The sequence below is a fragment of the Streptomyces sp. BK022 genome, assembly GCF_004217355.1.
Taxonomy (GTDB): Bacteria; Actinomycetota; Actinomycetes; order Streptomycetales; family Streptomycetaceae; genus Streptomyces; species Streptomyces griseoluteus.
In genome coordinates this window covers 82049-107360 of the sequence record NZ_SHKU01000010.1, presented here as the reverse complement: position 1 = coordinate 107360, position 25312 = coordinate 82049, and the positions used below count along the sequence as shown (strand labels likewise).

Genomic DNA, 25312 nt, shown 5'->3' with positions numbered 1-25312 from the left:
TGGAACGGGCAGCGCATAGGGTCTGACCTGGGGTTTTCCGTGCCGAAGATCCTTGGTCCGAGTGCGACTCAGCTCGGGATCAGGGTGCGACTCAGCTCGAACGCCTCCATCAGGGCCTTCATCTCGGCGGGGTCGATCCGGACGGTCTCCTCGGCGTCTTCGTCGTCCTCGTCGCCGCCGTCGTCCTCGTCGGGGTCGGGGTTCGGCAGCTCCTCCTCGTCCTCCTCGTCCTCGGGGAAGGCGTCCGCATCCCACAGGTCCAGGGCGTTCCCCGACGGCGCGGCAGCCGGCCGTTCGACCTTGGCGGCCGCCACGTCGAGACCCTTCGCGGACAGCGCCTCGATCAGCTCGCGCACGGAGGCCCGGACGTCTTCGAGCTGCCCGGCGTCCGCGCCGGAATTGCTGACCCGGGCGGTGGCGTCGGTGAGGGCCTCGACGGCGGGCTGCACCACGCGGGCGTCGATGTCCTCGGTGTCGGTGGCCTCCCGCTGTGCGCCGTCGCCCTGGGGGATGACGACGGTTGCCAGCTCTACGGGCTGCGGGGTGTCGAGGGTGATCCCGCCGTCGGCGTCGACCGTGTAGGGCACGGCGTAGGCGTTGCCGTCCTCGCTGCTGCCGTCGTCGTAGTGGACGGTGACGATGACCTGGTTGGGGTAGGTGCCCTCGATGCACGGCCAGGCGGCGTCGTTGCCCTCACGGAACAGGTCACGGACGAGGCCGCGGAGCCGGGACTGGAACGCCTCCATGGACTCGGGCAGATAGGTGGACATGGCGGGGGCCTCCGTGGGCGGGGTGGGGAGGCTCTTGGCCTCGGCGACTGCCGTGTGGGCGGACTTGTGCTCGATGCGGGCCGGCGTGGCGCGGGCGGCGGCGACGTCGGCGTGGGCCTTTTGCTCGCCTCCGGCGGCCGGGGAGGTGTAGGCGGCCATCACCGCGGCGGCGAACTGCTGCGCGGCCGGGCTGGGCTTCCCGCTGGCCGGGTTCTGCGGCAGCGACGCCCCGGTGAGCAGTGCCCAGGGGGTGTCGCGGCAGGCGGGCCGTAGCAGCGGCATGTCGGGGAGGGCGTGCAGCGGCCACCAGGCGGTCACCTCGGGGCTGTCGCCCTTGGGGTCGTCGGGGTTGGCGAGGGGCCGCTCGGCGGCGGGCCGGTTGATGGGGACGCTCTGCTCGCTGGGGACGACGACGACGAACCCGCGGTACTTGCCGTTCGGGGCCGTCCAGGAGCCGACGACGCTCGCATCGGCGGGGAGTTCGGAGCCGGTCTCCTCCTGCCACTCGCGGAGCGCGGCCGCGAGGGGGTTCTCGCCGTCCTCCAGGTGCCCGCCCGGGAACTCCCACGTGCCGGCGGCGGGGTCCTCGGGGTCGAGGGCGCGCTGGATGAGGAGAATCCGGCTGGTGTCGGCAGCCTTGACGGTGAGTCCGGCCACCTTGATGTCGTCGCTGCTCTCGGGGGCGGCGAGCGTGATCGCGGTGGCGGTGGCCTTGTACTCCATGTCCGGAGCCGTCCCGGCCGCCGACTTGATCTCCAGGGAGCGGGTCATGGGGTGCGCGCCGTGCAGGACCGGGGAGACCTCGAACAGGTCCAGGGAGTGGATGACGCGGACGCCGTCGGCTCGCTTCGTCGCGGCGGTCTCGGGGACGCGGTAGCCGATGGAGAACGCGGCCTCGCCGCGCTCGTGCCACTGCTTGACCTGCTCGTAGGTGTCGCGGCCCTTGGAGGTGCGCAGGTTGTAGGAGACGGTGGCGACGAGCGCGCCGGCCTGGGCGGGCCAGTCGGGGATCTCGGCGAACCGCTTGTCGCCGGGCAGCCACTCCTCAACGCTGAGGACGACGCCGCACGGCTCCTTCCACTCGTGGTGCCAGACGGTTTTGACGGGCCGGGTGGAGAGGGTTTTGGTGAACGCGCCCGGCAGGATGAGGTCGTTGACCTCGTCGACGACGCCGGTGACGGCGTAGATCGCGCGGCCGACGCCTCGCAGGCTGGCGGGAAGAGACGCTGGGGTGGGTGGAGCGCTCGGCACGGCGGGGAACCTCCGGTGGACGACAGTGAACTGCCGGGCACCGTGCCGAGTGCGCCTGCCTAGTGTCCTGCTGTGGCCGGGGCGGCCGTCTGGGCTTCCTCTGCTGCCGAGCGGGCCGTGGACCAGCCCTTCGTCCAGTACCGGCTGCCGAACTGCTGCTCCGCGTTGCCCAGTCGGTCGTACGGGCAGGCGTCGGAGGGGTCTCCATTCGCCTGCGCGGCCTTACCCTCGGCGATCAGCGCGAGGGCGGTCTGGCGGTCGAGTTGCACTGGTCAGCTCCCCTGGAACATCGAGTCCTGGACCCCGGCCTGCGGTGCAGTGGCGGAGTCCGGCTGTTGGCTGGTCGTGTCGCCGTTGGCCTGGCTGTGCGTCTGCGTCATCTGGGCTCCGTCGACGTCGTCGGCCCAGGCGTCGGGGTCGGTGTAGCGCCAGACCTGGCCCGTGGAGTCACGGACCCACCCGGTGAGTGTGCCGTCCGTGTCCCTGTCGAGCCAAGCCTGCTCTCCGTTGCTGCCGGTGTAGGCGGAGAACGCGTCGGCCGGGTCGCTCTCGTCGCCCGCGCTGTACTCGTCCCCAGCCCAGGGGCGGGCGTCGTCAGCGGGCGCATCCGGCGGCGTCTCCGCCTCGGTTTCGGCCGGCTCCTGGCCGCCATCGGAGGTCTCGTCGGCGGCCGGGTCGGGCTGTTCGGTACCGGGGTCGGCGAACGGATTGTCCGTGGCCGGGGTGGGCTCGGGCTCCGCAGGGCCGGTGCCGGCGTCGGGCTGTGTCAGCTCACTGGTGCCGTCGGGCTTCTTGTCGTCTTCCTCTTCCCCGAACGGCTTGGCGCCCTTGGGGAGCGCCTTGATGGCGAATCCGTATCTGGTCATGGCGCGCACCGTGCCCAGCAGGTGGGGCTTGCGTCCTCTCCTGCTGCGCAAGGAAACGGTGGGGATCGGGTTCGACCGGACGTCCGCCGGGCCGCTTGCACAATTGTGCAAGCGGCCCGGATCGGCTCTATTGCAGGGCCGAAGCCCGCCGGGGCGCCCCCGGCCCCTCCTCGATCACATCGGTGTACTCGCGGAGCACGGCAAGGACGGTCGCCGTATCGGCCCCGTCGACGGGCCGCCGGGGGCCTGTGGGGGACAGCGCGATCTGCTCGCCCTGGTGGAGCTCCACCAGGGCGGCCGCGCGACGCGACCCCGCCACGGGGCGGGCGGCGTCCCCCGTGACCTGGACGGTGTAGGTCGCGCCGTCGTCGAAGGCTCCGGTGACGGTGAACATCGGCTCTCTCCTATCGGGTGGCGAGCAGGCCCAAGAGGAAGGCCCGCAGGTCGTCGTCCAGGTACCAGTCCCCGTTGAACATCGCCTGCACAGACCGGGCGAAGCTGTCACCCGTATCCGGTTGCGTCTGCTCGCGCCGCAGCACGCGGGACAGTCGGCTCGGCCGCATCCGGCGCGCGCCGGGCCGGCCGGTGTGGGTCCGGGAGAACCAGTAGGCCCGCTGGGCGGAGTCGAGGTCGCCGACGTGCCGCGCCAGGTGCTGCGCGAGCGCGTGCGCGGCGGTTCCCGCCCCGTCGTCCCCGAGGTCGGCCACGGTGATGTGCTGGTCGTCGGGCTCGTAGTCGCCCGCTGTGCCGTCCACAGCCGTGATCCGGCGGGCGGCCGGGGTGCTCAGCCAGGTGCGTGGGATGAGGCGCTGTACGCCCCGCACGGCGCGTTCGGCGTCCGGTGTGGAGTCCGGGCCGAACACCAGCCCGGCGCTGCCCTCGGGGCCCATGTCGCGGATCTCGGCAAGGGCGTCGGCGACCGCGTCGGGGACTGCGGCGGCGTACCGGTCGCGCAGGTCCGCCCACTCGCTGCGGGCGCCCGTGACCTCGGCCTGGGCGGCGGCGATCTCCACGTCCAGGTCCGGGTCGGCGTGCAGGAGGCTGTCGGACCGGGCCGCCTGCAGGCTGACGAGGCGGCGCTCGGCGGCGGCCAGGTAGTCGTCGGCGTGCTGCAGCGCGCCGTGCGGGTCGTCCCCGAAGTCGTCGCCCAGGGCCTGGGAGAGACGGCGGGTCACGGCCTGGTCGACGTCGCTGCCGGCGGCGCGGAGCGCGGCCAGGTGCCGGAGCCCGGTCAGGCCCGGCCCGCCGTCCGCCGCGCGGTCCGGCGCCCAGCCGATGCGGTCGGAGCGGCCGGGGAGCCGTCCGGCGGCGAGCTGCGCCCACGAGGTGGGGCGCCACCAGGTGACACGCTGCTGCGTCTGCCCGAATCGGCCGGGCTCGGGCATCAGTCCGGCCCAGTGGGTGATGCGGGCGGCCAGGGACTCGCCTTCCGCGTCGGGGAGGTTCACCGCACGGTGCAGGCGGGCCAGACGGCGGGACTCGGGCCACTCCCGGACCCGGCGGACCATGCGGCCCAGGAACGCCCGCAGACGGGCCGCGCGCTCCTTGGTGTCCTCCCACTTCTCGGCGATCTTCTGGGCGCCCGCGCGGACGAGTTCCGCGAGGCGCTTGGCCATCTTGACCAGTGCGGCCACGATGTGGGCGAACATGCCGGGCTGGCGGGCGGCGTCGGGGTTGGCGGCGGTGACCTGGCGGGCGATCCGGCGGGCGGTGGCCTGCCGGGTACGGCCCGTCTGCTGGGTGAGAGCGCGCACGATGCCCTCGGCGTCGCCGGGGTCGACACCCGCGGCCTGCAACTGCCGCAGCACCGTGTTCACGGCGTCGTCGACGTGCCCGGTGACCGAGCGGGTCACGCCGGGGGCCCGGTCACCGGGGCGGTGGGCGGCGCGGCCGCCGATCTGGTCGGGGATCAGGTTCAGCAGGTCCCGCGCGCGGGCGGCCAGGTCTTCGTCGCTTTCGTCGGGCAGCGGCTCCAGGTCGTTGATGGTGCGCAGCGCGGCCCGCACGGTCGCCTTGTGGGCGTCCTGCCGGGCCTGCTTGAGGGCCTGGATCGCGGCGGCCCGGTCGCGGCCGGTGACGCCGGCGTCGTCGAGGGCGGCGTGGGCGTCTCGGCGGGCGGCCTGGCGGGCGTCGCGCAGAGCCTCGGCGGTGAGGCGCTGGGCGATCTGCTCGCGCAGGGCGTGGATGTCTCCGGCGGGGTCGGTGCCCGCGATGGCGTCGGCGATGATCCGGGCGGCTACCGCTCGGGGATGGTCGGCGATGATCCGGTCGGCGCTGGACTGGGGGGCCGGGTTGGGGTCGCGGGGCGCGCCGAGCGGCGGAAGGGCCGGGGTGGGCCGGTTCCGCTCGTACACGTTGACTGCGCGGCCGGAGTGCAGCCCGAAGTCGTGGACGTTGCCCTCATCGTCTACGCCGGTGAGCTGCATCCACCAGCCGTTGCGCTGGGGCGGGCTGATGATGGTGAGCCGCCGGTGCCCTTGGAACTGGTAGCCGGTGCGGGACGTGGGGGCGTCGATGACGTCTCCGACGCGGAGGCTTCCGGGGCGCGCCTGGGCGACGGGCGCGGACGGCGCCGGGGCAGCCGGAGTGACCGCGGGGGCCGACGGTGCTGCGGGGGTCGACGGTGCGACCGGGTCCGGGGCGTCGTCGGGGGCGGGCGGGGTCGGCTCGTCCGGGCGGGCCTCGGGGAGCTGCCAGACGGGCATGGCGCCGTGAACGAGGCGGCGCCGCCACTGCCGGTCCTCGTCTTCCAGGAGGAGGCTGCGCAGGCCGCCGGGGGCGTCTTCGGCGTCGATGACGCGGAACACGCGGACCTGGTCGCCGTGGCGTTCGTCGGGCATGGCGATGTGGTCGCCCTCGCCGAGCTGGGCGACGTTCGACGGGCGTGGCCGGTCCAGGCCGGTGGGCGGGGTGCGGCCGGCGGCCTGGTCGAGGTGGTCGGCGGCACGCATCGCCGCGCGGCCCTCGGGGGTGGACGGGTCGGCGGAGCTGCGGAGCTGCGTGGCGAGCGCGGCCGCCTGCTGGTCGGTGACCGGAAGGTCGTCGTCGATCCGGGCCGCGGCCTGCTGGGCGTCCGGGTCGTCGTCGGGGCCGTCGGCATGGTCGCCGATGATGTCCCGGTCGCCCGTGGTGAGGCCGGGGTCGAGTACGGGGCCGGTGACCGGGTCGATGCGGCGGGGCGGCTCGTGCACGACCAGGTCGTCATCGGCGTCGGGGGCGTCGCCGGGGCCAAGGTCGGGGGCGTGGCCGTCCTCCCCGTGGGCTCGGGCCAGGACGGCGGTGGAGTCGACGTCGATCTCGCCGATCTCGCCGGTGGTGGTGTCCGCGTACTGGAGGGTGACGCGGTCGCCGCTGCGGCTGCTGCCGGTGACCGCCACGGTGGAGGGTGTGCCGTCGAGGTCGAGGACGACGATGTCGCCCTCCTTGATGTCGGCGGCCGCCGGGGTGTCGATGCCGGTGATGGGCGGGGTGTCGGCGGCGTCGTCGCGGACCTGGCCGGTGACCTGGAGGTCGGCGGCGCTCCGGGTGGTGGTTCCGGAGGAGGTGGTGATGGTGACGCGGTCGCCGTCGACGTCGTCGACCGGGCCGAGGAGAGCACCGTCGGTGCCGGACACGACCTGGCCGGACGTGATCCGCTGCCCGGACGACGTCCACCCGTCGGGGCGTTCCTCGCTGGTCACGGTGAGCACGTTCGGGGCGAGCCCGTCCTCCTCGTCTCCGTCCGTCCAGTCCACGGACACCGTGCTGCTGGTTGCGCCCGTCACGGTGCCCGCGCGGTCGCCGGGGCCGCTCACGGTGCTGCCGGGGAACAGGCCGCGTCCCTCACGGTCGGAGGGGATGGTGTCGGGCAGGTCGCCGGAGCGCAGCGCGGCCTGGGCGCCGCTGGCGGGGGAGCCGGGCGCCACGTTGCCGGGGGTCTCCGCGCGGGCGGCGGCGGCGTTGAGCGGTGTGTAGACGTTGCCGGCCGAGCCGGTCCCGTCCGGGTTCGCGGTGACCCAGCTCCGCCACATCTGCTCGGTGCGGCCGCGGCGGGTGACCTCGACGCGGACCGGTCCCGTGTACAGGTATCCGGCGCGCTGGGTGTGGCGGCCGCGCCGGGTGGTGCCGGTCATGCGGACCATGTCGCCGGGGGTGAGGTCGGCGACGCGCGCCCAGTGCGCGGGCTGGCCGTCGACCGGTTCCGGGGCCTCGCCGGGGAGCGGCGCCGGTTCAGCGGGCGGGGCCGGGGTGTCCGGGGTGTCGTCCGGTGCGTCGGGGGACGGCAGGTCGGGAGACGGGGTGTCGCCGGCGACGTGGGGTTCGGCGTCCGGGAGCGGGCGTGCGACGTCACCGGCCGGCGGTTCCCCGAGCGCGTCCGTCATGTCCTGAGCCCAGGAGATCCGCGAGTCCAGGTCGGCCACGGTCTCGCGGTTCTGGCTGGGCTCGCCCGAGCGGCTCACGGCGTCCCGCAGCCACGTCAGGTCATCGCGGGCCTGCACCAGGTCGTTGCGCAGGTCGCCGCTGGGCGAACGCTGGTCCCGGAAGGCGTCGACCATGCCGGTCAGCCGCTCGTACCGGGCGCGGGCGTCCGGATCGTTACGCAGGGAGTCCGGGAGCGGAGGCAGCTCCCGGTTCACGCTGGCCATCCGAAGGGTGACGGTGTCCCAGACGTCCTCGCTGGGGTGCGTAGAGTCGTTGGGGCCGTCCTGCTCGGCCCGGGAGACGAGATCGGCGACAGCCGCGTCACGGGACTGGGCCCGGCTGGTACGGGACTCGTCGAGCCCGAAGTACGGCTGGGCCCGCCACAGGGGCCCGCGCTCGGGGGTGTTGCGGTTCAGGTCGACGACCGTGCCGATCCTGCGGCCGTCCAGCCACACCGCCTCGCCGCCCGACGCAGCGTCGGGCCGGAGTTCGGCCCTCGCGGCGAACTCCTGCATGCGGTCGCGGCCGCCGAAGCGGGCTGCGGCGTCCTCCTCGTTCTCCCCTCGCATCGTCGCTCGGGGCGCCGCCGTCGGTGCGGGCGTACCGGCGTCGGCGTCGGCCGCCGGGGCAGGCTGCACGTCCTCCGGGGCAGTGCTGCCGGTGGCAACGCCTTCGGCGGCGCGCCGCTGCTCCTCCTCGTGCTGGTGGCGCTCCGCCCGGTCGTCCGCCCGGCGGGCCTCCTTGTACTGGGCGAAGGTCTGACGGCCGCCGTTGGCGTCGTACCAGTCCTGCAACTCCTCGCTGGCGTACTGCCGCCACCGGTCGCGGGCGGACAGGCTGCCGCCGGAGAACAGCTCCCGCTCGTTGAAGCCGGGGTCGCCGTACTTGTGCTCCCGGTTGAAGAAGTAGCCGTTCGTCGCCTCGATGGCCTGCCGGTAGCGGGCGTCGTCCCAGTCGGCGAACTCGGCACGGAGCACGCGGTCGGCTTCCCGCGCCCGGTACTGCGGGTAGGTGAGCCGGCCGTGTCCGGGCGTGGTGTCGTCGCCGTACAGCCAGGTGTTCAGCTCAGGGGACGCCAGATCCCGCGCGGCCTTGTTGCTGTACTTGCCGCCCGAGAACACGGCGCGCGGGTCCACCCCGGCGGCTTCGGCCTCGGGGGTGAGCATGCGGCCGCCGGTGGCCTCCATGGCGGCCTGGAAACGCTCCTCGTCGGCAGCGTCGAACTCGCGGCGCAGACGTCCAGGGGTGGGCGGCACGGGCTCGGTGACGTCGGTCCCGTTGAACCCGAGGGCCTCGTCCATGGCGCGGGCGCGGCGCTCGGCTTCGGCAGCGTCCTCGGGCGGGGTGTCCGGCACGGCGGCGCGGACCCGCTCGTCGGTGTGGCCGTCGCGGCGGTCCATCTCCGCCATGAGGCGCTGCAAGTCCTGCGGGCCGAGGCCGTGCCGGAGCGCCTCTTCCAGGCTTCCGTCGTCGAGGGTGGACAGATCGTCGGGCAGCGTGAACTCGCCGGCGCGTTCCTGCTCGTAGTCCTCCTGGACGTCCCGCAGGGCGCGGGGCAGGGTGCGGCCTTCGCTGTCGCGCCACTGGGCGAGGCTGCTCGGCCCCCATGCGGCCTGCCAGTCGAAGGGGCGTCCGTCGTTGCCGATGAGGTCCTCGAACCGTCCGGCGAGCGCGCGGGCTTCCTCGGGGTCGTCGGTGGTGAGGGTGACGCCGGGCAGGTTGGAGCCGTTGCGGGCCTGGGCGAACCGCCACACGGTGCTGCCGTCGGCCTGCGGCTCGGGCCAGGTCGCCAGACCGCCGTCCGGGGACAACTGGAGTCCTTCCCGGTCGGCGGCCTCCGTGAGGGCGGCACGCCGCTCCGGGGTGTCCTCGGCCTCCGTAAGGCCTGCTCCGGTGCGCCACGCGTTGCGCAGCGACTCCGTGTCGCGGTGCGGGGTGCCGTCGTGGCCGGTGCGCGGGTGCCGGTCCCGGCCGTGTCGACCCCGACCGTCGCCGTCGCCTCCTCCGGGCGCGGCGGGCGGGCTGAGCCGGGGCAGGTGGGGCAGTCCCATGCCGCCCGGGCCACCGGGTCCACCGGGGCCTCCCGGACCCCCGCCGTCCCTGTTCCTGCGGCGGCGCCGCTTCTTGTCGTCGTCGTTCTTGTCCTCCTCGTCCTGGCCTTCTTCGTCGGGGCCCGGGGCGTCGCCCTCTTCGTCCGTGTGGTCGGGGGCGTCACCGCGGTTGTCGTCGGTCGAGTCCCCGTCCTCGCCGGAGGAATCGGGGGCGCCGGGGCCGCCAGCGTCGGGCCCGCCGTCGGGACCGGCTCCGTCGGGGTCCGTGTCGCTGCGCGGCCGGCCGTTGTCCTGGTCGTCCCCGCGCTGCTCGTCCTCGTTGTCCGCCTGGCTCTGGTCGTCGTTGCGGGTCTGCGTGTCGTCGGGGTTCGGCTCGTTGCTGTCGTCGCCGTGCTGGTCGTCGCGGGGTGCGTCTGCACGGTTGTCGTGGTCGTCGTGCTCGCCTCGCGCAGCACGCGCCGCGCGACGGAACCGGTCGGCAGCCAGCTCACCCTGCGGGCCTGCGAGCCCGTACTGGTCAGCGAGCCCGTCCATGCGGTCGGCGATGTCGCCGAGTTCCGCGTCCCGGTCCTCCGCAGTGTCGGCCCGGCCCAGGCGGTCGTTCAGCTCCTGCATCTCCGGCAGCGAGTCGCCGCCCACCGCGTTCATGCCCTCGCCGAACAGGTCCCGAGCGCGGCTGGCCCGGCCGTCTCCGCCGTCGTGGCCGTCGCCGCCGTCGGCAGGCGCGCTGAGGCTCGGCAGGTTGTTCTCCCGCAGCTCGCTGGCGAAGCCGCGGGCGGCCTCTTCGGGGGTGTCGAAGCGTTCTTCGCTTCTCTGGCCCCCCGGCCGCCACCAGTAGTACCCGCCCTGCGCCCGGTCCCCGCCCAGGAGTGCTTCGATACGGCCGTCTACGTAGATGTTGCGGGAGTCGTGCGTGTTGCTCGGCTGGTCGAGCCAGACGCTGTCCCCCAGGTCGTCAGCCCAGTCGGGCGCGCTGCCGGCGTTCGGAGCGTCCGCGTCCGGGGCGGTGTCCGGGCCGTTGCCGGTGCTGCCGTGCTGGAAGTCCGGGTGGTCCAGCGCGCGCTGCGCCTTCCCGTGCGCGGCCACTGCCCACGACCTGTAGGTGCGCGTCTCGTACGGCAGATCCGGGTTGTTGTACTGCTCCTCAAGCCACGCGGCCTCGTCGCGGATCTTGCGGAGGTCCGCCTGAAGATCCTCGGTGTCACCGTCCTCGACGCGGCGGATCAGCTCGCCCAGGCGCCGCATCCGGTCCTGGTCCTGGCCGTCGATCCCGTCGGCGTGGTTGAGCAGGGTGGCGACGTCGTCGCCGATGTCGGCCATCCGGGGACGGAGTTCGTTCCTCCACTGCGGGGTGGGTTCCGGCCTGGTCCGGTCGGTCGCCCACACGAAGCCGGCGTCCTTGCCGGGGCCGTCCATCATGACCACGCCGGTCCCGGCTCGGGAGCCGTCGAGGTGAGTCACTGAGAGGGTCATGCGGCCGTTGTCGTGGCGTTCCACGGAACGGACGCGGACGGGCTCGCCCCAGCCCACCGGGTAGGCGCGGCCGTCGCGGTCCCGCTGAGTTCGGGGCAGGCGGATGATGTCGTTCTCGGCGAGGTCGTCGCGGTCGCCGAACAGCCAGCCCTCCGGGGCCTGCGTGCGCGCCTCCTCTTGCCGGACACGGTCCTGCTCATGCTGCGTACGCGCGTCGTGAAGGCGGACCAGCGCGGCGACCGCGTCACCCTTGGTCTTGTGGTCGTAGACCGACGTGCCGTCGCTGTACGTCCCGTACCAGTCCCGGCCCGTCTTCTCGACCGAGCCGATGCTCTCCCCGTCGACGGTGACCGGGAAGGTGCCGTCCGCGGCCCGCTTGCCGACCTCGGCGCGCGCCAGGGCGTCCCGCTTCGCCTGCTGCTCCGCCTCAGCGCGCTCCCGTGCCTCCTGCCGGGTGCTGCGCTGCCGCTGCTCGTCCATCAGCTTGCCGCGCCGGTCACCGATCGCGCTGACGGTCGGGCTCAGTTCCTGCCGGGGAACAGTGGGGCCTTCGCCGCCGGGCACTATGTGCCGCTGCCGCCACTCCTCCATGGCGTCGATCTCGGCCTGGAGGGCGGCGTCGTCCATGTCCGCCGGCCGCTGCTCACCGATCGGCACGGGCGGGATCTCGTCCGGGGTGGGTTCCGGGGCGATGTCCGGGCTGTTCGGCGTGCCGTTCGGGGTGGTCTCGTCCTTGGGCTGGAGGCGTACCTCGGCGTCGGCGGTGTAGAGCCGCTCCTGGCCGTCGTCGGTGACCAGGCGGGTGCGGCCGCGCGGAGTGCGCACCGGCTTTTCCGCCACGGTGTGCACGTTGCCGTCCGCGTCGGCGTAGCGGTCGCCGACCTCCAGCTCGGCGGCGCTGCGGATCTCGGCCGCACGCAGTCCGGCGGTGTCGCGTCCCTCGTGGTCGGCGAACATGTCCGGGGTGCCCAGCTCGTCGTCGGGCTGGTCGTCGGGGTTGTTCGGGTCGGCGGCCCGGCTGGGCTGGGCGGTAACCGGCTGGTCGATGTCGAAGAGGCCACCCTCGTCGACGGCGGGTTTCGGCTTCGCGCTGTCCTGCTTCGGTGCCCGGCCGGCGCGGCGGGCCTCCTCGGCCTCCAGGACGCGCATGCGGGTGCGGTCGGGGCCGGACAGTTCCCCGCCGTTCTCCATCTCGCGGCCCATCAGGTCCACGATCTCGTCACGGAGTTCCGCGTCCGTCATCGTCGACGGGGCCCTGGAGCCCTCGGGGCGAACGGCGTCGAGGGACTGCGACACCTCGTCAGGGCTGAGGGTGACCTGTCCGCCGGGCGCGTCCGGATGCGGGGTCTTCGGGTCTTGCTGGGGTGCAGCCTGCTCGGCGGAGAACTCGGTGCGGGCCCGCACGATGGCGGCCTGCACGTTCTCGTTCCATTCGGAGCGCCATGTGCGGGCGGCCTGGTCGAGGGAGGGGTCGGAAAAGTCGAACGGCTTGCCGTTCGAGGCCCGGACTTCGTCCTCCAGGTGCTCGGCGAAGCGGGTGGCGTCCTGGACGGTGGCGAAGTCGCCGGCGTCGTCCATGCGCTGCCCGGTGCCGGTGGCGGTCAGGTTCCAGCGGCCGTCGCTGTTGCGGAGGATGGCCAGACGGCCGGACGGGGTGACGTGCAGGTCGTCGTCGTGTGCGACCGAGCGGAGGAAGGCGGCCATGCCGGGCTGGGTGCTGGGCTGCTCGGCGAGCTGGAGGAAGTGCTCGCGGACCGCCGCGGTGTCGGCGTAGCGGGCCCCGTCCGCATACCGCTGGTTGGGCAGCGCGCGAACGTTGACCGGGTGCGCGGCGTCGGCCGACTCGGGCTGGTCGTCGCCGGCGTCCGGGCCGTCACCGTGGTCGTCCCCGAGAGGCTGGCCCTGGTCGTCAACGTGGTGCGGGTCGTCGGGGGTGTCCGGGTCGCCGCCATCGTCGTGGACCACGCCGTTACCGCGGCGCGGGTCGACCTGGCGGCGCTCGTCCTCCTCAGCAACCTTCTTCTCGTCGCCGGTGGGTGCGCTGCCGTCCGGGCGGGCGACCATGGTCACCCACTTGGCGCTGCTGGTGCGCCGCTCGCCATTGAACTGGTTCGGGCCGCTCTGGTCCTGGACGAGGATGCGGTCGTGCGGGAGCGCGCGGACGACGCGGGCGAGCTTGCCACCCCACAGTCGCACCACGCCGCCGGTCTCAATGAACCTGCCCTTACTGTCGCGCGGGTGCAGGGCAGGGTTCCACGGGCGGCGCGTGGCCTTGGCTTCGAGGCCGTCGCTCAGGTCGGACGACAGGGCCTGTGCAGTGGGACGATTCAGCATGCGCGGACACTGCACACCGCGCGCTGCTTATGTCGCGGCCTACGGGCCGCGCCGGATCAGGAAGGGACCGGGGGGAACCCGAAGTCGGCCTCATCCATGGTGTAGTCGCCGGGCGGAAGCGCCGGCCAGCTCTTCTCGTCCGCTTCGAGGATCTCCGCCGCCACCTTGTAGGCGTCCACGCCGTGCTCGGCGATCAACTCGTCCAGCAGCTCCGGCTTGATCATGACTGGGCCCCCTTGAGCAGTCCCCTGGCCGCGAAGATCGCATCGAGTTCGGCGGCGATCTCGGCGAAGTCCTCCTCGGGCCACTGGCGAGGGTACCAACCGCTCAAGCCGCTGATGATGTTGCCGAAGCCGCGCTCGATGTCGTTCTTCAGCAGCTGGAGAAGGACCGGATCACCGCTCCGCAGCGCGATCCACTGGGCGTAGGCGCGGGCGAACATCTCCCGGGGGCTGACGTAGTAGTCCACCTCCCCGCGGGTGACGGAGACCGGGCGTTCCTCGCCCGTCGACGGATGCCTGATCACCGACCAGTGCACCGTGTCCTTGTTCCGTAGCCGGAGCTGCATGAGCCGCAGCAACTGGTACGGCTTGCTGCGCTCCACGGCAGCCCACCAGTCGGTCAGGTCGTCGTCGACGTGCACCGGTTCGCCGCGCCCGCTGGTGGCGAACCAGTCCCGGCCGGCGCCGAGCAGCAGATGGTCGAGCACGTGCCCGATTTCGTGAACAGCCGTCAGCGCGGGCTGCACACCGGTGGGGCTTATGAACAGGCTGACCGGCTCCGCCGCACCCCCGGGTGAGGGACTGACCAGGTACTCGCCGGCAGCGGGCAGTTTCCCGGCACGGTCCACCTGGGTGATGACCGGGAGGACCGGGACGACGTCGGGCACGCCGTGCACCTTGGCGATGGCCTTCCGCGCCCGGTCAACGGCCTTGGCCACCTCCTCCGCGGTGTTCGGCGAGGTGACGATGTTGTTCAGCCCGGCGTGCTCCCGCTCCAGCGCGGACGCGGGTGAAAGAGCTGGGATGACCTGCACCCGGTCCGCAGCCACGGTACGGGGCTCCCCGCCGAACACGGGCTCGACGGAGACCCTGCTCCCGCCCAGGGGGCGCCGCACACGGAAGAGACCGGGCGTGCTCCACAGGGAGACGATCGCCCCGGTCTCGATGAACCGGCCGAAGCGGTCTCGCGGGTGGAGCGCGGCGTTCCAGGCTGCTGATTTGGTTTCTGGCATGGCGCGAGGGTGAGCGGCTGTCAGTTCTTGGGTCCCTTCGGTCCCTGTCACATCGTCTCGGTGAGGATGTGCAGGGCGAACCAGCCGGAGAAGCCGATCCAGGCGACCGCGAAGATGGCTCTGCCCACCTTGCTGGTCCGGGTCCGGAAGAGGCGTCGGGTGTTCTCGGAAAGGGTGTCTCCGTCGCGTCTGTTGGTCAGGGCGAGGCCCTCAACGACGGCGAAGGTCACGCCCCAGGCGATCCAGATGGCTGCCCACATGGCGGGTTACTCCTCTTCGGTGGTGTAGCGCAGACGGCAACGGCAGTTGATGGTCAGGCCGAGCGGGGCGAACGGGTCGCCGGGGTAGCGGAGGCTGGCTCCGTCGACGGTGTACGGGGTGCCGACGGGTAGCGTCTTGCCGCTGAGGGCCTTGTGGGCGGGCCGTACGCGGTCGTCGCCCCGGGTGACCCAGGTGCGGACGACTCCGGGTCCGGCGTTCTCGGCGGCGGCGTCGGCTGCCCCGTTGATGGTGGCCACGGCGCAGCTCTCTGCGACCCGCTCGATCAGGGCGGGCTTGGCCGCCTCGTAGTGGCCGCCCACGGCGTCGATCAGGCCGTCCAGGGTCACGGGGCCCTGCTGGGCACCCTGAAGCACGTCGGCGAGGTCGGCGAGGAACGCGGTCACGGCCTGGCCGGCGTACGCGGCGCTGGCTATGGCGGCCGCGGCGGCGGCCGGGGTGACCGTGTCCGTGCCCGTGAGGGCGCGGCCTACCTTGCGGGCGGTCTCGACGGCAGCCTGCTGAAGGATCGGCGCCAGTGCGGTCATGGCCTCCGTGGCCCAACGCTCGGCGGAGACCACGCGGTCCTGGTCCAGGTCGGCGTCGCCGCCTCGGGTGTCGTGCTCGTACTCGGGCTGCCAGAACCGGGTGTGCTTGCGCGTCTTCGGGGCGCGGAGCCGGGCGATGATGACGCCCTCCTGCTGCTCCAGCAGCGGGCTGAGCGCGGCGGTGACGGCGGCGGCGAGGGTGTCGAAGTCGTCTTCGGTGACCTCGGACCCGGTGCGCTGCGGGCTCTGTGGCAGCGCCTTGGACTCGCGTGCGAGGGTGACGTCGGCGGCGGCCGGGCCGGGCCGGAGCGTGCTCTGGGAGCTGCTGGCGGCGGCGACGTCGGCGGCCGCGTTACCGGGGCCGATGCCAGCGCTGGCGGCGCGGGCTGCCTCTACGGCGTCGGCAGCACGGCCCGTCGCGCCGGCGGGCGGCTGCTGCGCGCGTGCGGCGGCGACGTCGGCGGCCGCGTCCCCGACGCTGGCTGGGGCGCTGCTGGCGGCGGCGACGTCGGCGGCCGCGTTGCCGGCCGGGGCGCCGTCGGGCAGGGGTGCGCCGGTGGGGGTGGCGCCGGGCGCGCCCGGGCCGCCCTGGGTGAGGCCGAGCGTGGCGGCGTCGGCGTCGTTCGCGGCGATGGGTGCCTTCTGCGGGCTGATCCACAGGGCGCGAGACTGTGCGGTGTTGAACCTGGGCTTCCTCGCCACGTCCCGGTACTCGTCGACGCTGATGAGCCCGGCCTCGAACTCCTTGCGGGCTTCCTCGCGGGCGGCGCGGCGGGGGTACTCCAGGGCCTGCACGCGCTGGGTGTCGAACCGGACCACCCACTCGTCGTCCAGGTCGTCGTCGAACCCGGACGCGATCAGGTTCAGGTGCGGCAGCTCGGTGTGGTCCCAGAACGTCCACTCCTCGCGGTCGGCGTTGGCGTACGTCCGCTCGGAGGCGTTGCCGACGACGCTCTCCGGCACGCCGAACGCGGCGAGGATCTCGCCCTTGCAGATGTTCGACATCGTCTCGTAGGCCATGTCGCGCGGCCGGGTGGAGGTGTCGACGTAGGTGATGCCGCCCTTCCCGGTGCCGACGAGCGCGAGTTCACCGGCCTGGTGGGCGCCGGGCGCGAAGCGGCGCTGGATGCGGTCGATCTCCTGATCGGCGACGCCTTCGAGGTCGATGCCGACGATGCCGGACGGGCGGGCGTCTCGGTCGATGAAGCTGATGTTGTAGGTGCGGGCCTTCACGTCCAGGTCGACGGACAGTCCGGCGGCCTCCAGCGGGGTGACACCGCTGAACGGGTCGTACGGGTGCGGGTCCCGAATCCAGATGACGTGCTTGGGCAGCAGGATGCGGACCCGGCCGCGGTAGTCCGTGAACTCGAAGTGCTTGACGTAGTCGTCGTTCTCGTCGTCCGGGATGATCCGCACTCGGTCCGGCGGGAGCAGATCGAGCCGTACGAGGATGCGCGCGCGGGAGTACGTCTTCTCGATGAAGACGCCCTTCTTGCTGAGCAGGAGCTGCGCGGAGAGCCGCTTCTTGAAGACGTCGCCGCTCTCCAAGGGGTTGGCCTTCTTGTTGAGCAGCTTGAGGAGCGGGTGGGAGTCGAGGGTCTCTGCGAAGCGGCTTTCGTCGCCGCCTCGGCCGATCTGGATGGGCAACGAGCCGGCGTGCTTGCTGATCGCCTCAACGGCCTTGAAGGTCCAGATGCTGCGCTCGTAGCCCTCGATGATGACTCGTTCGAGGTCCCAGCCGTCCGCGCGGCCGGGAGTGCCCCACACGTTGGTGACACCGGCGTACGTCACGGACGCGTAGCTGCCCGTGAAGGAGAGGTCCTTGGTCTCGGCCGGGGCGAGCGGGGCGGCGGCTGCGGCGGTACGGGGGACGAACAGGCCGCGCCAGGCGGGGAGCAGATGGCGGGGCATCAGGCGGCCCCCTCGCCCTGGTCAGCGGCGCCGCTCTCGGGGGCGGTGTCGCGGGGGGAGGCCATCAGCAGGCCGACGATGCCGACCCCGGTGAACACCGCGATCCACCCGAGTGGGACGGACAGGTTGAACGCGCAGACGATGAGCCCGAGGTAGCCGGTGACACCGAGCACGCCCCGCAGCATGTGCGTCCAGCGGGGGAAGCTGGGGTCGGGCCGCAGGAAGACGCCCGCCAGGATGAACAGGACGGCTATCGCGGCGAGGGCCGCACTCCAGTGGACCTGGCCCAGCGCCACGAGGACGCCGAGGACGCCGAACGCGGTGAGGACCAGGCCGACGGCTTCGCGCGCTAGCGCCCAAGAGGTTCGCTCAGTAGTCACGCCGCGCACAGTGGGGCGCGGCCGGCGTTAGTGTCGCGTGGTCAGCGCGGCGGGCGAGACACCCCGCTCATGTAGGCGTCGACTCCCCGCCGGTTGATGCGGCCACCGGGGATGATGCGGGCGTTCTTCGGGGGCGCGGGGGCCGGCTTCCGCTTCGCGCGCACGCTCTGGTCACCGCCGATCAGGTGCCTGTTGTCGATCTTGGCGGCGCAGTCCTCGCCGCGGACCTCGTCGTACGGGCGGCGGCACTCGCGGCAGTACACGTCCAGCGCGTCGACGCGCATCCCCTCCGGGGTCTTGAAGCTGCCCTTGCTGTCGGCCATCTTGGCGATCTTCGGCTCCACCTCGACCTCGGCGGCCACCACCCACACGTGCGAGAGGTCGTCCTTCTTCTTCTTCCGGGCCGGCCTCTTCGTCTCCGTCGGAGGCTTCGCGGGCGGGGGAGCGGTCTTCTGCAGGGGCTCGGCCTTCACCTGCGGCACGGAGGGCACCGGTTCGTCCGTGAGCCACGCGAAGAGGGACTCCTGCTGGGGGGCTATCGCTGTCGACACCGTTTCCTCCGGAAACCGCGCTGGGGGATTGACATAAACCGCGAGTCTCTACATGCCAAACGTCACCCGGAACGATCTGTTACACCCTGCAACGGAGAAGCCCCGCCCGTGCGCCTCGGGGGTTCAGCGCACGGACGGGGCCGATTGAGTGAGCCCAGAAGGCTCAGGAGTGCGGGCGGTGGACGGGGATGGTCGGCCGGTATGGCTTGGGCATCGTCGGGAGACGTCCGAACGCGGGCAGCGGCACCCGCTCGGCTCGCACCGTGGTGTCACCGCCGGTCTCGGCGGCCGCCGCTTCGTAGTCCTCTGCCGCCCCGGACGGCACCCAGTCCTGCCCGTCCCACACTTCGACACCGCGCGGGGCGTCCGGGTCGACGTGCGCGCCCCGCTGCTCGTCCCCGAGAGGCGCCGGGCGGCGCTCCCCGAAGCGGGGGCGGCGTGCGTCCCGCCGGGCGGCCCAGTCCTCCAACGGCTCCTCATGTTCAGCCATGCCGTGCCTCCCCTACTTTCCCTCTGGTGTGGTGGTGAACTGCGCCCCGTGCGCCGCGGGGTTTGAGTGCGCGGACGGGCCGTGAGGAGGGGCCACGAAGCCGGGTGGAACTCCGCTACCGTGCACCCCCAGTACGACGGGAGGCGGGACGATGACGGGACGCGTGGAGCCGTTCGCGCGGGGCGGCCGGCCGGTGTGCGACGTGTGCCCCTCGAACCAGTTGCCGGGCGGCGGGTTCGACGTCCTCGCACGCCCTTCCCGCGACTGCCCCTTCGACCCGAAGACCGGACACCGGTTCACGGCCGCAGGCGTTCCCGTGTGCGTGCACCCCGACCGGGTCGGCCTCCCCGCCGCCCCATACGCCAGCGATGGCCTGCCTCTGCCCTGGGAGACCCCGCCGCCGGTACAGGCCGACGAGGTCCCCGCGTGGGTGCGTTCCATGCTCGACGCGGCACCACCGGAGGTGTGCGACGACGTGATCCGGCAGGCGACGGAACTCCTGCTCGCCTCAGACCCCGGCATCGACATCACGGCGGTGCTGCGCGCCGCTCTCGGCTAGGCCGCGACCGTGGCGAAGTCGATGCTGTGCTCCCGGCCGGAACGTCCCACGCCGATGCTCTCGTACCGGCCGGCCAGGACGTCACGGCGCCGCTCCACCTCCTCGTGGTCCAGCCAGTAGCGGGCCGGGGGCTCACCCCACGCCGCCCGGTAGCAGTCGTAGGTGTACCCGCCCGAGCGGTAGTCGGTGTGCTCCTGGTCCGTCTGGTGGATGATGCCGACCCCGCACCGGACCGCGATCCGCGCGAACAACTGCGTCTGAGCGAGCATCGCGTGGGTCATCTCGTCCACCGGCACAGCGATGGCGACCTCCGCCACCTTGTCGTCGCCGGTGGCCGCGTACACCGCGGCCTTCAGCGCGAGGGCGCGCAGACCCTCCTCGAACAGCGGTGCGGCGTCCGTCTCCAGCTTCCACAGGCTGACCACCGGAAACCCGGTGAAGCACTGCCAGTCCTCGCCGTACTCCAGCGACGCCGCCTCGAACGCGCCGAACTCGGGGTCGCCCTTGATGCGGTCCACGATCTGCTGCGCGGCGACCGCGACGGTCTCCACGGCAGGCATGCCGGTCTGGGACATGTGCGGCTTCCTCTCCTTGAAGGGATGGTGCCTTGCTGCCTGCCCGACGACCGAGCAAGTGACATCCCGGCCGCCGAGCAGGGGCCTGTGGTTAAGACGGGAGGGGCATGTGGGAGGCATGGACGTAGCCCATGCGCGGGCCGTACTGCTCGTGCCGCCTCTGTGCGGCGACACGTCGGTTGGTCTGCATGGGATCGGCGCAGCGGAAGCACCACAGCATCCTTTTCACGCCCGGCAAAGTCCGCTCATGCTCGACACGGCGGCGGCGCCCCATGAAGCAGGGCCAGCCCAGTGTGCAGGCCGGACAGATGTCGACGTGCGCAGCCCAGTTGTCCCAGGTCAGCACATACGCCAGGCGGGTGGAGTAGCAGGCGCGGCACCCTCGGGGGTCCTCGCCGTCAACGAATACGTAATCCAGTTGCGGCCCGGTCGGCTCCGGCGTGTGGCACCACACGCAGATGCGGCCCCTCAGTGCGTCCGGATGATGCAGGTCGACGCTGAACTCGTAGGTGACGAGACTGTGGAGACGCAGCAGTTCCAGGGGACTCAGGGAGTCGGCGGTCAGCAACGGTGCTCCTGCGGGGTGACGGACGGCTTGGAGATGCGGACCACGGTGGTGCGGCGTAGCTCGCGGATGGCCTGGCGGGCGACGACGAACGGCAGGTCCGGGGAGTCGTAGAGGACCAGGGCGTCGGGGTCGGGGTCGCCGGGCTCGCCGGGCCGGGGGTGGCGGGTGCCGCGTACGCCGATGGGGCCGGCCTCCCGTACGCGGAGTTCCACGTGGCCGTCGCCGAGCACCGGGCACACGGTGGGGGCCAGCTCGGCGCAGGTGGCGCACATCGGCGGGATCGCCGTCCGTACGCCCTCCCAGCGGGTGTCCGGGGCGGCGCCGAGCAGGGGCAGCAGCCACAGCATTCCGTCCGGGCCCCGGTCGGCGGGCTCACGGCAGCCCGCACACAGCAGACCGTCCATGGCCTCGGGCTGCCGGACCGGGTGCAGCTCGGCGGTGTACGCGGGCGGGCCCGTGGGAGCACCCTCGCGTACCTCCCAGAGCACGCCGTCGAGGTCGCGCCAGGTCTCAGTCAGCGCCGGGTCGGCGTAGCGGACGCCGGCCGGGGTCACGATGACCGGCTCGCGCTTCCCGAGTTCACCGGTGCGGGGCAGGACGTAGGGCATCGTCACCACGCCGCACCCCCACCGCTCGTGGGATCGACCTGCTGGAGGAACGCGAGGAACGTGGTGTGCTCCCTCAGCCGGTTCACCCGGTCCTCGTACGTCTCGTCGTCCAGCGGCACGCTGGTCCGGCGGATGGTGAGGATGCCGTCGACGTAGCCCTGCCGGGCGTACTGGCAGGCGCTCTCGAACTCGGGGAAGAAGGAGGCGCCGGCCGCGTCGGTGAACCTACGACCGCTGACACGCCAACCGCGGGCCGTGGCGAGCGTGGCGAGGGTGTGCCCCCAGTAGTCGGTGTCGAGTCCGCCGGCAGCCCGGAGGTAGATGGCCACCCGCACGGGTCGGCTGCCCCCGATCCGGTCCAGGACGTCGGCGTAGCAGGTGCGGCGCACCGATTCGAGACGGCTCTCAGCGGTCGGTACGAGCCGGACCTCGGGGGCGCGCGTCAACCACGGGCGGAACTCCAGCTCCCGAGGGTCGGCCTGGCGGTACCTCATACGGTCGCCTCCGCCCGCTCCAGCAGCACCTGGTGCAGGTGCTCGGGATCGGCGAGCCACTCCGCGGGGCCGCCGGGCCCGAACGGGCGCACCCAGTGGAGATGCGGTCCCTCGGTGCACAGCGGGCTCGGCACACCCACCAGGTGCACGTCGGCGTACGAACCACCCACGCACTCCACCTGGTCGCGCAGGAGGCGGGGCTTGGGCCAGGTCCGGTCGGTGCCCGGCGGGACCAGGAAGTACAGGTAGGGGCGGTAATCGGTCCGGTAGACCATGCCGGTGATGCCCAGCTCGGCCAGCCTGCCGAGGAGGTCCGGCCGGGGGACCGGGAGCGGACGGCCGCCCGCGCGGTCGGGCAGACGCACGCCGAGCGCGCGGTAGGTGACGCGGAGAACGTCGAAGGTCTTCCCGGCCCTGAGCAGGGTCCGCCCACCGTGGCCGGGCTCCCACTCGCGCTCGGCAACGCGCTGGCTGTCGGCCGCCCGGAGCAGCCAGTTCCAGGCGGCTTCGAGGGCTTGGCGCTCCTCGGCCGGCATCGGCGGCCGTACGTGGCGCGCGGTGTGCGGCAGGGGCCCCGTCACTGCACTACCTCCTCGGTCGCGGTCGTCTTACGAGGTAGGTAACCGCTGCCGAGGGGGCGTCAGTAATGCCATCTGGGGCGGAAGTTACGAGCAGTCGCCCTGCCATTTTGACTCCCGCTTTACCTATCGCAGGGCGGTCAAGTCCTAACGTTCTGTCATGACGGGGACGCGGAACGAGGCTCTCACGGCGTGGATGCGCGAGCACGGCGTGAAAGTCGAAGAGCTGGTGAAGCTGGTCAACAAGACACTTCACGACCTCACCGGCCGGTACGGCACCATCCACGACCGCCACGTCTACAAGCTGCTCAGCGGCGAGGTCCGCTGGCCGAACACCGCACTTCGCATCGCCTTACAGGCGGTTACCGGCCGAACTCCCCTAGAGCTAGGGTTCGTTCCTCGGGGAACTAAGACCCCAGGGCTCTCCCTCTCATCTCTTGAGGACGATCCGTTGTTCCGACGCACATTCCTCGCCGCGGCCACTGCCGCCGGCGCCTCGCTCACCGCCCCCTCCGCCAACCAACGCCGCCTGGGTTCCACCGACGTCGACCGGCTGAACGCGAAACTCGCCGCCCTCGTCAGCATGGACAACCGGTACGGAGGCACCCGGCAGCTCCAGCAGCACGCGGCCGCGCTCGCCGAGGAAAGCGCCGACCTACCCAACCAGCACATCGCCTCCAGCCGCATCCGGTCGGAGTGCTACTCCGTCGCGGCCGCGTTCACGGCCAGCGCCATGTGGGCCGCCATCGACGGCCGCCGCCTGGACGAAGCCGAGCCCTACCTCAACCGGGCCGTGACCCTCGCTGGACTGGCGAACAACCACGCCATCCTGTACCGGGTGTGGGGGCACGCGGGCATCATGTACCGGCACCTCGGCCGCCACGCCGACGCCGTCGCCGCAGGCGAAGCCGCCCGCTCCACCCCCATCACTCGCGCCGACCCCCTGTACGCCTCCCTGGCGCTCGCCCGGCTGGCCACCTTCCACGCCGACATGGCAGACGAGCGGGGAGCCGTCCGGGCCATCAAGCTCGCCCAGAGCGCTTACGAACGAGCCGACCGGTCCAAGCACCGTCCCCCGTGGATGGCCTTCTACGACCAGGCCGAACTCGACAGCCTGGCCACCTTCGCCTACCTGCGGCTCGGCCGCTGTGAAGACGCTGAACGGCACGCACACCGCTGCCTCGGGAAACTCCGCCCCGACCTCGAGCGCAACCGGTCCCTGACCTACGCCAACCTCGCCCTGGCCCAGCTCGGGCAGCGCGAAGTCGAGACCGCCGTCGCCTCCGCACGGAAGATCCCAGCCGACATGGCCCGCCACGGCCGCGTGCACGTCCTCCTGAACGACTTCACCCGGCGCCTCACATCCATCGCTCCGACCAGCTCGGACACCACGGCATGGCTGGAACACCGAAGGGAAGCCGCATGAACGGCACGACCTACCGCCGAACGGCAGATGTCGACTCTGTCCGCGATCTCATCCTCGACATCCACATCGAGGTCCGCGGGGAGTTCGGGCTGCTGAACCAGCCCTTCTACCACCCCGAACGGTTCGATGAACGGCTCACCATGTACGCCTCGCGCCCCGGCTGGGAGGCCGTCGTGGCCTACTCGGGCGAGGAGGAACCCATCGGGTACGTCTTCGCCGTTCCTCTCGGCGCCGACACCAAGTGGTGGGACAACGAACGCCACGATCACCCGGCTGACTACGTTCGGGAGGATGGGGAGCGCACCCTCGCGTTGAACGAGATCCTCGTCCGCCGGAAATGGCGTGGCGCGCACGGTCAGGGCGCCGCTCGGGCTCTTCACGAGGAACTCCTGTCTCAGAGGCAGGAGCAGCGCGTAACCCTCCTGGTCAACCCGGAGCTGTCCGGCGGCCGCCTCAAGGCGGTCTACGAGTCCTGGGGGTATCGGAAGATCGGTGAGCAGCAGCCCTTTGACGACTCCCCGGTCTTCGCCACGATGCTGCGCGACCCGCTCGGAGCGTAGGAGTTCCCCGTGAACCCTGAGCCGCAGAAGAGCCGGAAAGTCCAGCTGAACGCAATGGGACTCGAAGTCGAATCATGCTGGTGTGGAAGATGGACCGCCGCAGGAATCAGTTGCTGCGTGCCATGTACCAATAATCGCGTCTATGGTACCAAGCACCCACATCACGAGCTTTGCGATAGAAACCGGGACTTTCAGGTCAAGTTTCCCGTCTCTCACGTCAACCCGCGCCGCTGTTGCCCATCGTGCGGAGCCTCGAACATGACCGAGCGAGGGGCGTGGAATGCCGAAGAGGGCGAGATGCTGCTGCGCTGTCGTGATGTGCGCTGCAGAGGCACTCGACCCTTGCCCGTGAAGCGCGGGTTTTGAAACCGACCCAACGAGCAGCCCGACGTGCCATAGTGGGGGTGTTGGTCCCCCGCGTGCGCGGGGATGATCCGCTCCTCTGTTTCATGGAGTGGTTGACCCCGCCCTCGCGGGGATGTTCCGCTCTCCCGTCTCACCGACGGGTCGCCCCCGCGCTGGCGGGGCAGAGCCCCGACCACACAGGTCGGGGCTCTCGCGGTCTTACCGCTACCTCAACTGAGCGGGTGCTCGTCCAGCCAGTCGGCCAAGTGGTGCGCGGAGCCGAGGACGTCTGGCCGGTTGGAGAAGGTGCCGGCGCCCTTGTCCTCTCCGACCGCGATGCCCTTCTCCATGGTGTTGATCAAGGCGTACGCACCGGTCCAGAAGTCGGGGCCCACCGTCTTGTCGGCGTTCATCGCCTTCCGCAGGGTCCGGGCGGGCTCCATCACCGCGGTCATCTCCGACCAGCACGTCCCCGGGGCCTGTTCCAGGCACCCGCCGTCCGTGTCGAACTTGTCCACGGCGGCCTTGAAGTCTTCGGTGGCGGCCGCCACGCTCACCGTCTTCGGCTTCGCTGCCACCGGCTGCTCTGCCTTCTCCGACGTGCCGCAGCCGCTCGCGGCCGCCACGGTCAGGACCAGCATGCTGGCCTTCATCCCCCACGTGTATCTCCCCATAGCCGGTGATCATCGCACGAACGGCCGACACGGGCCCCTGTCGCGCCGGGAGTTACCCGCGCGGCTTGCCGCCCATGGGCGTGCTGATCAGCCGTGTGCGGTTCACCCGATGCCAGTGGGCGAGCTTCTTCCGCTCCTCCCGCAGTTGAGCTTGCAAGGGGTATGCGGCCGCGACCGCCAGCGGCGCGGTGGGGTGGGGGCCGCTCTGCCACTCTGCGCCGGGGAACTGGGACCGGCTGACGGCGGCGTACCAGCCCCCGGCCGGGTCCTCTCCGTCGGCCTCCGCGAAGAACACCGAGCCGATCTGGCCAGTCTCGTCGATCAGGTTGAAGTGCGCCGCGTGCTCGGTCATCCGGACTTCCAGCACCGTCAGTTCCTCTCGTCAGCGGGCAGGGGGCGAACGCGCC

Annotated in this window: 22 protein-coding genes; 3 read left to right on the top strand and 19 right to left on the bottom strand. The window is 72.1% G+C overall.

Annotation, left to right across the window (positions count from 1 at the left end; genetic code table 11):
• Window positions 1-68 precede the first annotated feature (68 nt).
• The 12 genes from EV284_RS32405 to EV284_RS32355 all read right to left on the bottom strand — a co-directional run bounded on the left by EV284_RS32405 (window position 69) and on the right by EV284_RS32355 (window position 18518).
• Window positions 69-2021: an NUDIX domain-containing protein gene (locus tag EV284_RS32405; protein ID WP_130340571.1), complete on the bottom strand. Its 1953-nt coding sequence runs from the start codon at window positions 2019-2021 to the stop codon at window positions 69-71.
• A 59-nt stretch (window positions 2022-2080) separates the two neighbouring features.
• A complete protein-coding gene (locus tag EV284_RS32400) occupies window positions 2081-2290 on the bottom strand; it encodes a hypothetical protein (protein WP_130340569.1) in 210 nt (69 codons plus the stop codon).
• Window positions 2291-2293: 3 nt separating this feature from the next.
• Window positions 2294-2887: a hypothetical protein gene (locus EV284_RS32395; protein WP_130340567.1), complete on the bottom strand. Its 594-nt coding sequence runs from the start codon at window positions 2885-2887 to the stop codon at window positions 2294-2296.
• A 127-nt stretch (window positions 2888-3014) separates the two neighbouring features.
• A complete protein-coding gene (locus EV284_RS32390; protein ID WP_130340565.1) occupies window positions 3015-3281 on the bottom strand; it encodes a hypothetical protein in 267 nt (88 codons plus the stop codon).
• A 10-nt stretch (window positions 3282-3291) separates the two neighbouring features.
• A complete protein-coding gene (locus tag EV284_RS32385) occupies window positions 3292-13146 on the bottom strand; it encodes a hypothetical protein (RefSeq protein ID WP_130340563.1) in 9855 nt (3284 codons plus the stop codon).
• A 56-nt stretch (window positions 13147-13202) separates the two neighbouring features.
• Window positions 13203-13370, bottom strand: a complete 168-nt coding sequence (locus EV284_RS32890) for a hypothetical protein (RefSeq protein ID WP_165425700.1) — start codon at window positions 13368-13370, stop codon at window positions 13203-13205.
• Window positions 13367-14380, bottom strand: coding sequence for a hypothetical protein (locus tag EV284_RS32380; protein ID WP_130340561.1), 1014 nt, complete (start codon window positions 14378-14380; stop codon window positions 13367-13369). The genes EV284_RS32890 and EV284_RS32380 overlap by 4 nt, the downstream gene beginning before the upstream one ends.
• 47 nt (window positions 14381-14427) lie before the next feature.
• On the bottom strand, window positions 14428-14640 hold the full coding sequence (locus tag EV284_RS32375; RefSeq protein ID WP_130340559.1) for a hypothetical protein: 213 nt from the start codon (window positions 14638-14640) through the stop codon (window positions 14428-14430).
• 6 nt (window positions 14641-14646) lie between these two features.
• A complete protein-coding gene (locus EV284_RS32370; protein ID WP_130340557.1) occupies window positions 14647-17097 on the bottom strand; it encodes a phage portal protein in 2451 nt (816 codons plus the stop codon).
• Window positions 17097-17477, bottom strand: coding sequence for a hypothetical protein (locus EV284_RS32365; protein WP_130340555.1), 381 nt, complete (start codon window positions 17475-17477; stop codon window positions 17097-17099). The genes EV284_RS32370 and EV284_RS32365 overlap by 1 nt, the downstream gene beginning before the upstream one ends.
• 41 nt (window positions 17478-17518) lie before the next feature.
• Window positions 17519-18028, bottom strand: coding sequence for a hypothetical protein (locus EV284_RS33475; protein WP_242625886.1), 510 nt, complete (start codon window positions 18026-18028; stop codon window positions 17519-17521).
• 163 nt (window positions 18029-18191) lie between these two features.
• A complete protein-coding gene (locus EV284_RS32355; protein WP_130340553.1) occupies window positions 18192-18518 on the bottom strand; it encodes a DUF6087 family protein in 327 nt (108 codons plus the stop codon).
• Window positions 18519-18669: 151 nt separating this feature from the next.
• On the opposite strand from EV284_RS32355, the gene EV284_RS32350 reads away from it, so the two are divergent.
• On the top strand, window positions 18670-19077 hold the full coding sequence (locus EV284_RS32350; RefSeq protein ID WP_242625885.1) for a hypothetical protein: 408 nt from the start codon (window positions 18670-18672) through the stop codon (window positions 19075-19077).
• On the opposite strand, the gene EV284_RS32885 is transcribed toward EV284_RS32350, so the two are convergent.
• From EV284_RS32885 to EV284_RS32325, 5 genes are all read right to left on the bottom strand, one after another.
• Window positions 19074-19652: a hypothetical protein gene (locus EV284_RS32885; RefSeq protein ID WP_165425699.1), complete on the bottom strand. Its 579-nt coding sequence runs from the start codon at window positions 19650-19652 to the stop codon at window positions 19074-19076. The two genes, EV284_RS32350 and EV284_RS32885, sit on opposite strands and share 4 nt — an antisense overlap.
• 91 nt (window positions 19653-19743) lie before the next feature.
• Window positions 19744-20220: a hypothetical protein gene (locus EV284_RS32340; RefSeq protein WP_130340551.1), complete on the bottom strand. Its 477-nt coding sequence runs from the start codon at window positions 20218-20220 to the stop codon at window positions 19744-19746.
• Window positions 20214-20837 (bottom strand): hypothetical protein, encoded by a 624-nt coding sequence (locus tag EV284_RS32335; protein WP_130340549.1) that lies wholly within the window; start codon window positions 20835-20837, stop codon window positions 20214-20216. Before EV284_RS32335 ends, EV284_RS32340 begins: the two co-directional genes overlap by 7 nt.
• Complete coding sequence (locus EV284_RS32330) at window positions 20831-21322, bottom strand: hypothetical protein (protein ID WP_130340547.1); 492 nt, start codon at window positions 21320-21322, stop codon at window positions 20831-20833. The genes EV284_RS32335 and EV284_RS32330 overlap by 7 nt, the downstream gene beginning before the upstream one ends.
• The gene (locus EV284_RS32325; protein WP_130340545.1) at window positions 21319-21903 is read right to left on the bottom strand and encodes a hypothetical protein; all 585 of its coding nucleotides are present in this window, start codon (window positions 21901-21903) and stop codon (window positions 21319-21321) included. Before EV284_RS32325 ends, EV284_RS32330 begins: the two co-directional genes overlap by 4 nt.
• A gap of 157 nt (window positions 21904-22060) precedes the next feature.
• On the opposite strand from EV284_RS32325, the gene EV284_RS32320 reads away from it, so the two are divergent.
• Together EV284_RS32320 and EV284_RS32315 are read left to right on the top strand one after the other, a co-directional pair.
• The gene (locus EV284_RS32320; protein ID WP_242625884.1) at window positions 22061-23326 is read left to right on the top strand and encodes a Tat pathway signal protein; all 1266 of its coding nucleotides are present in this window, start codon (window positions 22061-22063) and stop codon (window positions 23324-23326) included.
• A complete protein-coding gene (locus tag EV284_RS32315) occupies window positions 23323-23886 on the top strand; it encodes an N-acetyltransferase (protein ID WP_130340543.1) in 564 nt (187 codons plus the stop codon). Before EV284_RS32320 ends, EV284_RS32315 begins: the two co-directional genes overlap by 4 nt.
• 575 nt (window positions 23887-24461) lie before the next feature.
• Here the strand turns inward: EV284_RS32315 and EV284_RS32310 are convergent.
• Together EV284_RS32310 and EV284_RS32305 are read right to left on the bottom strand one after the other, a co-directional pair.
• A complete protein-coding gene (locus EV284_RS32310; RefSeq protein WP_130340541.1) occupies window positions 24462-24884 on the bottom strand; it encodes a hypothetical protein in 423 nt (140 codons plus the stop codon).
• 73 nt (window positions 24885-24957) lie between these two features.
• The gene (locus EV284_RS32305) at window positions 24958-25272 is read right to left on the bottom strand and encodes a hypothetical protein (protein ID WP_130340539.1); all 315 of its coding nucleotides are present in this window, start codon (window positions 25270-25272) and stop codon (window positions 24958-24960) included.
• Window positions 25273-25312: the final 40 nt, after the last annotated feature.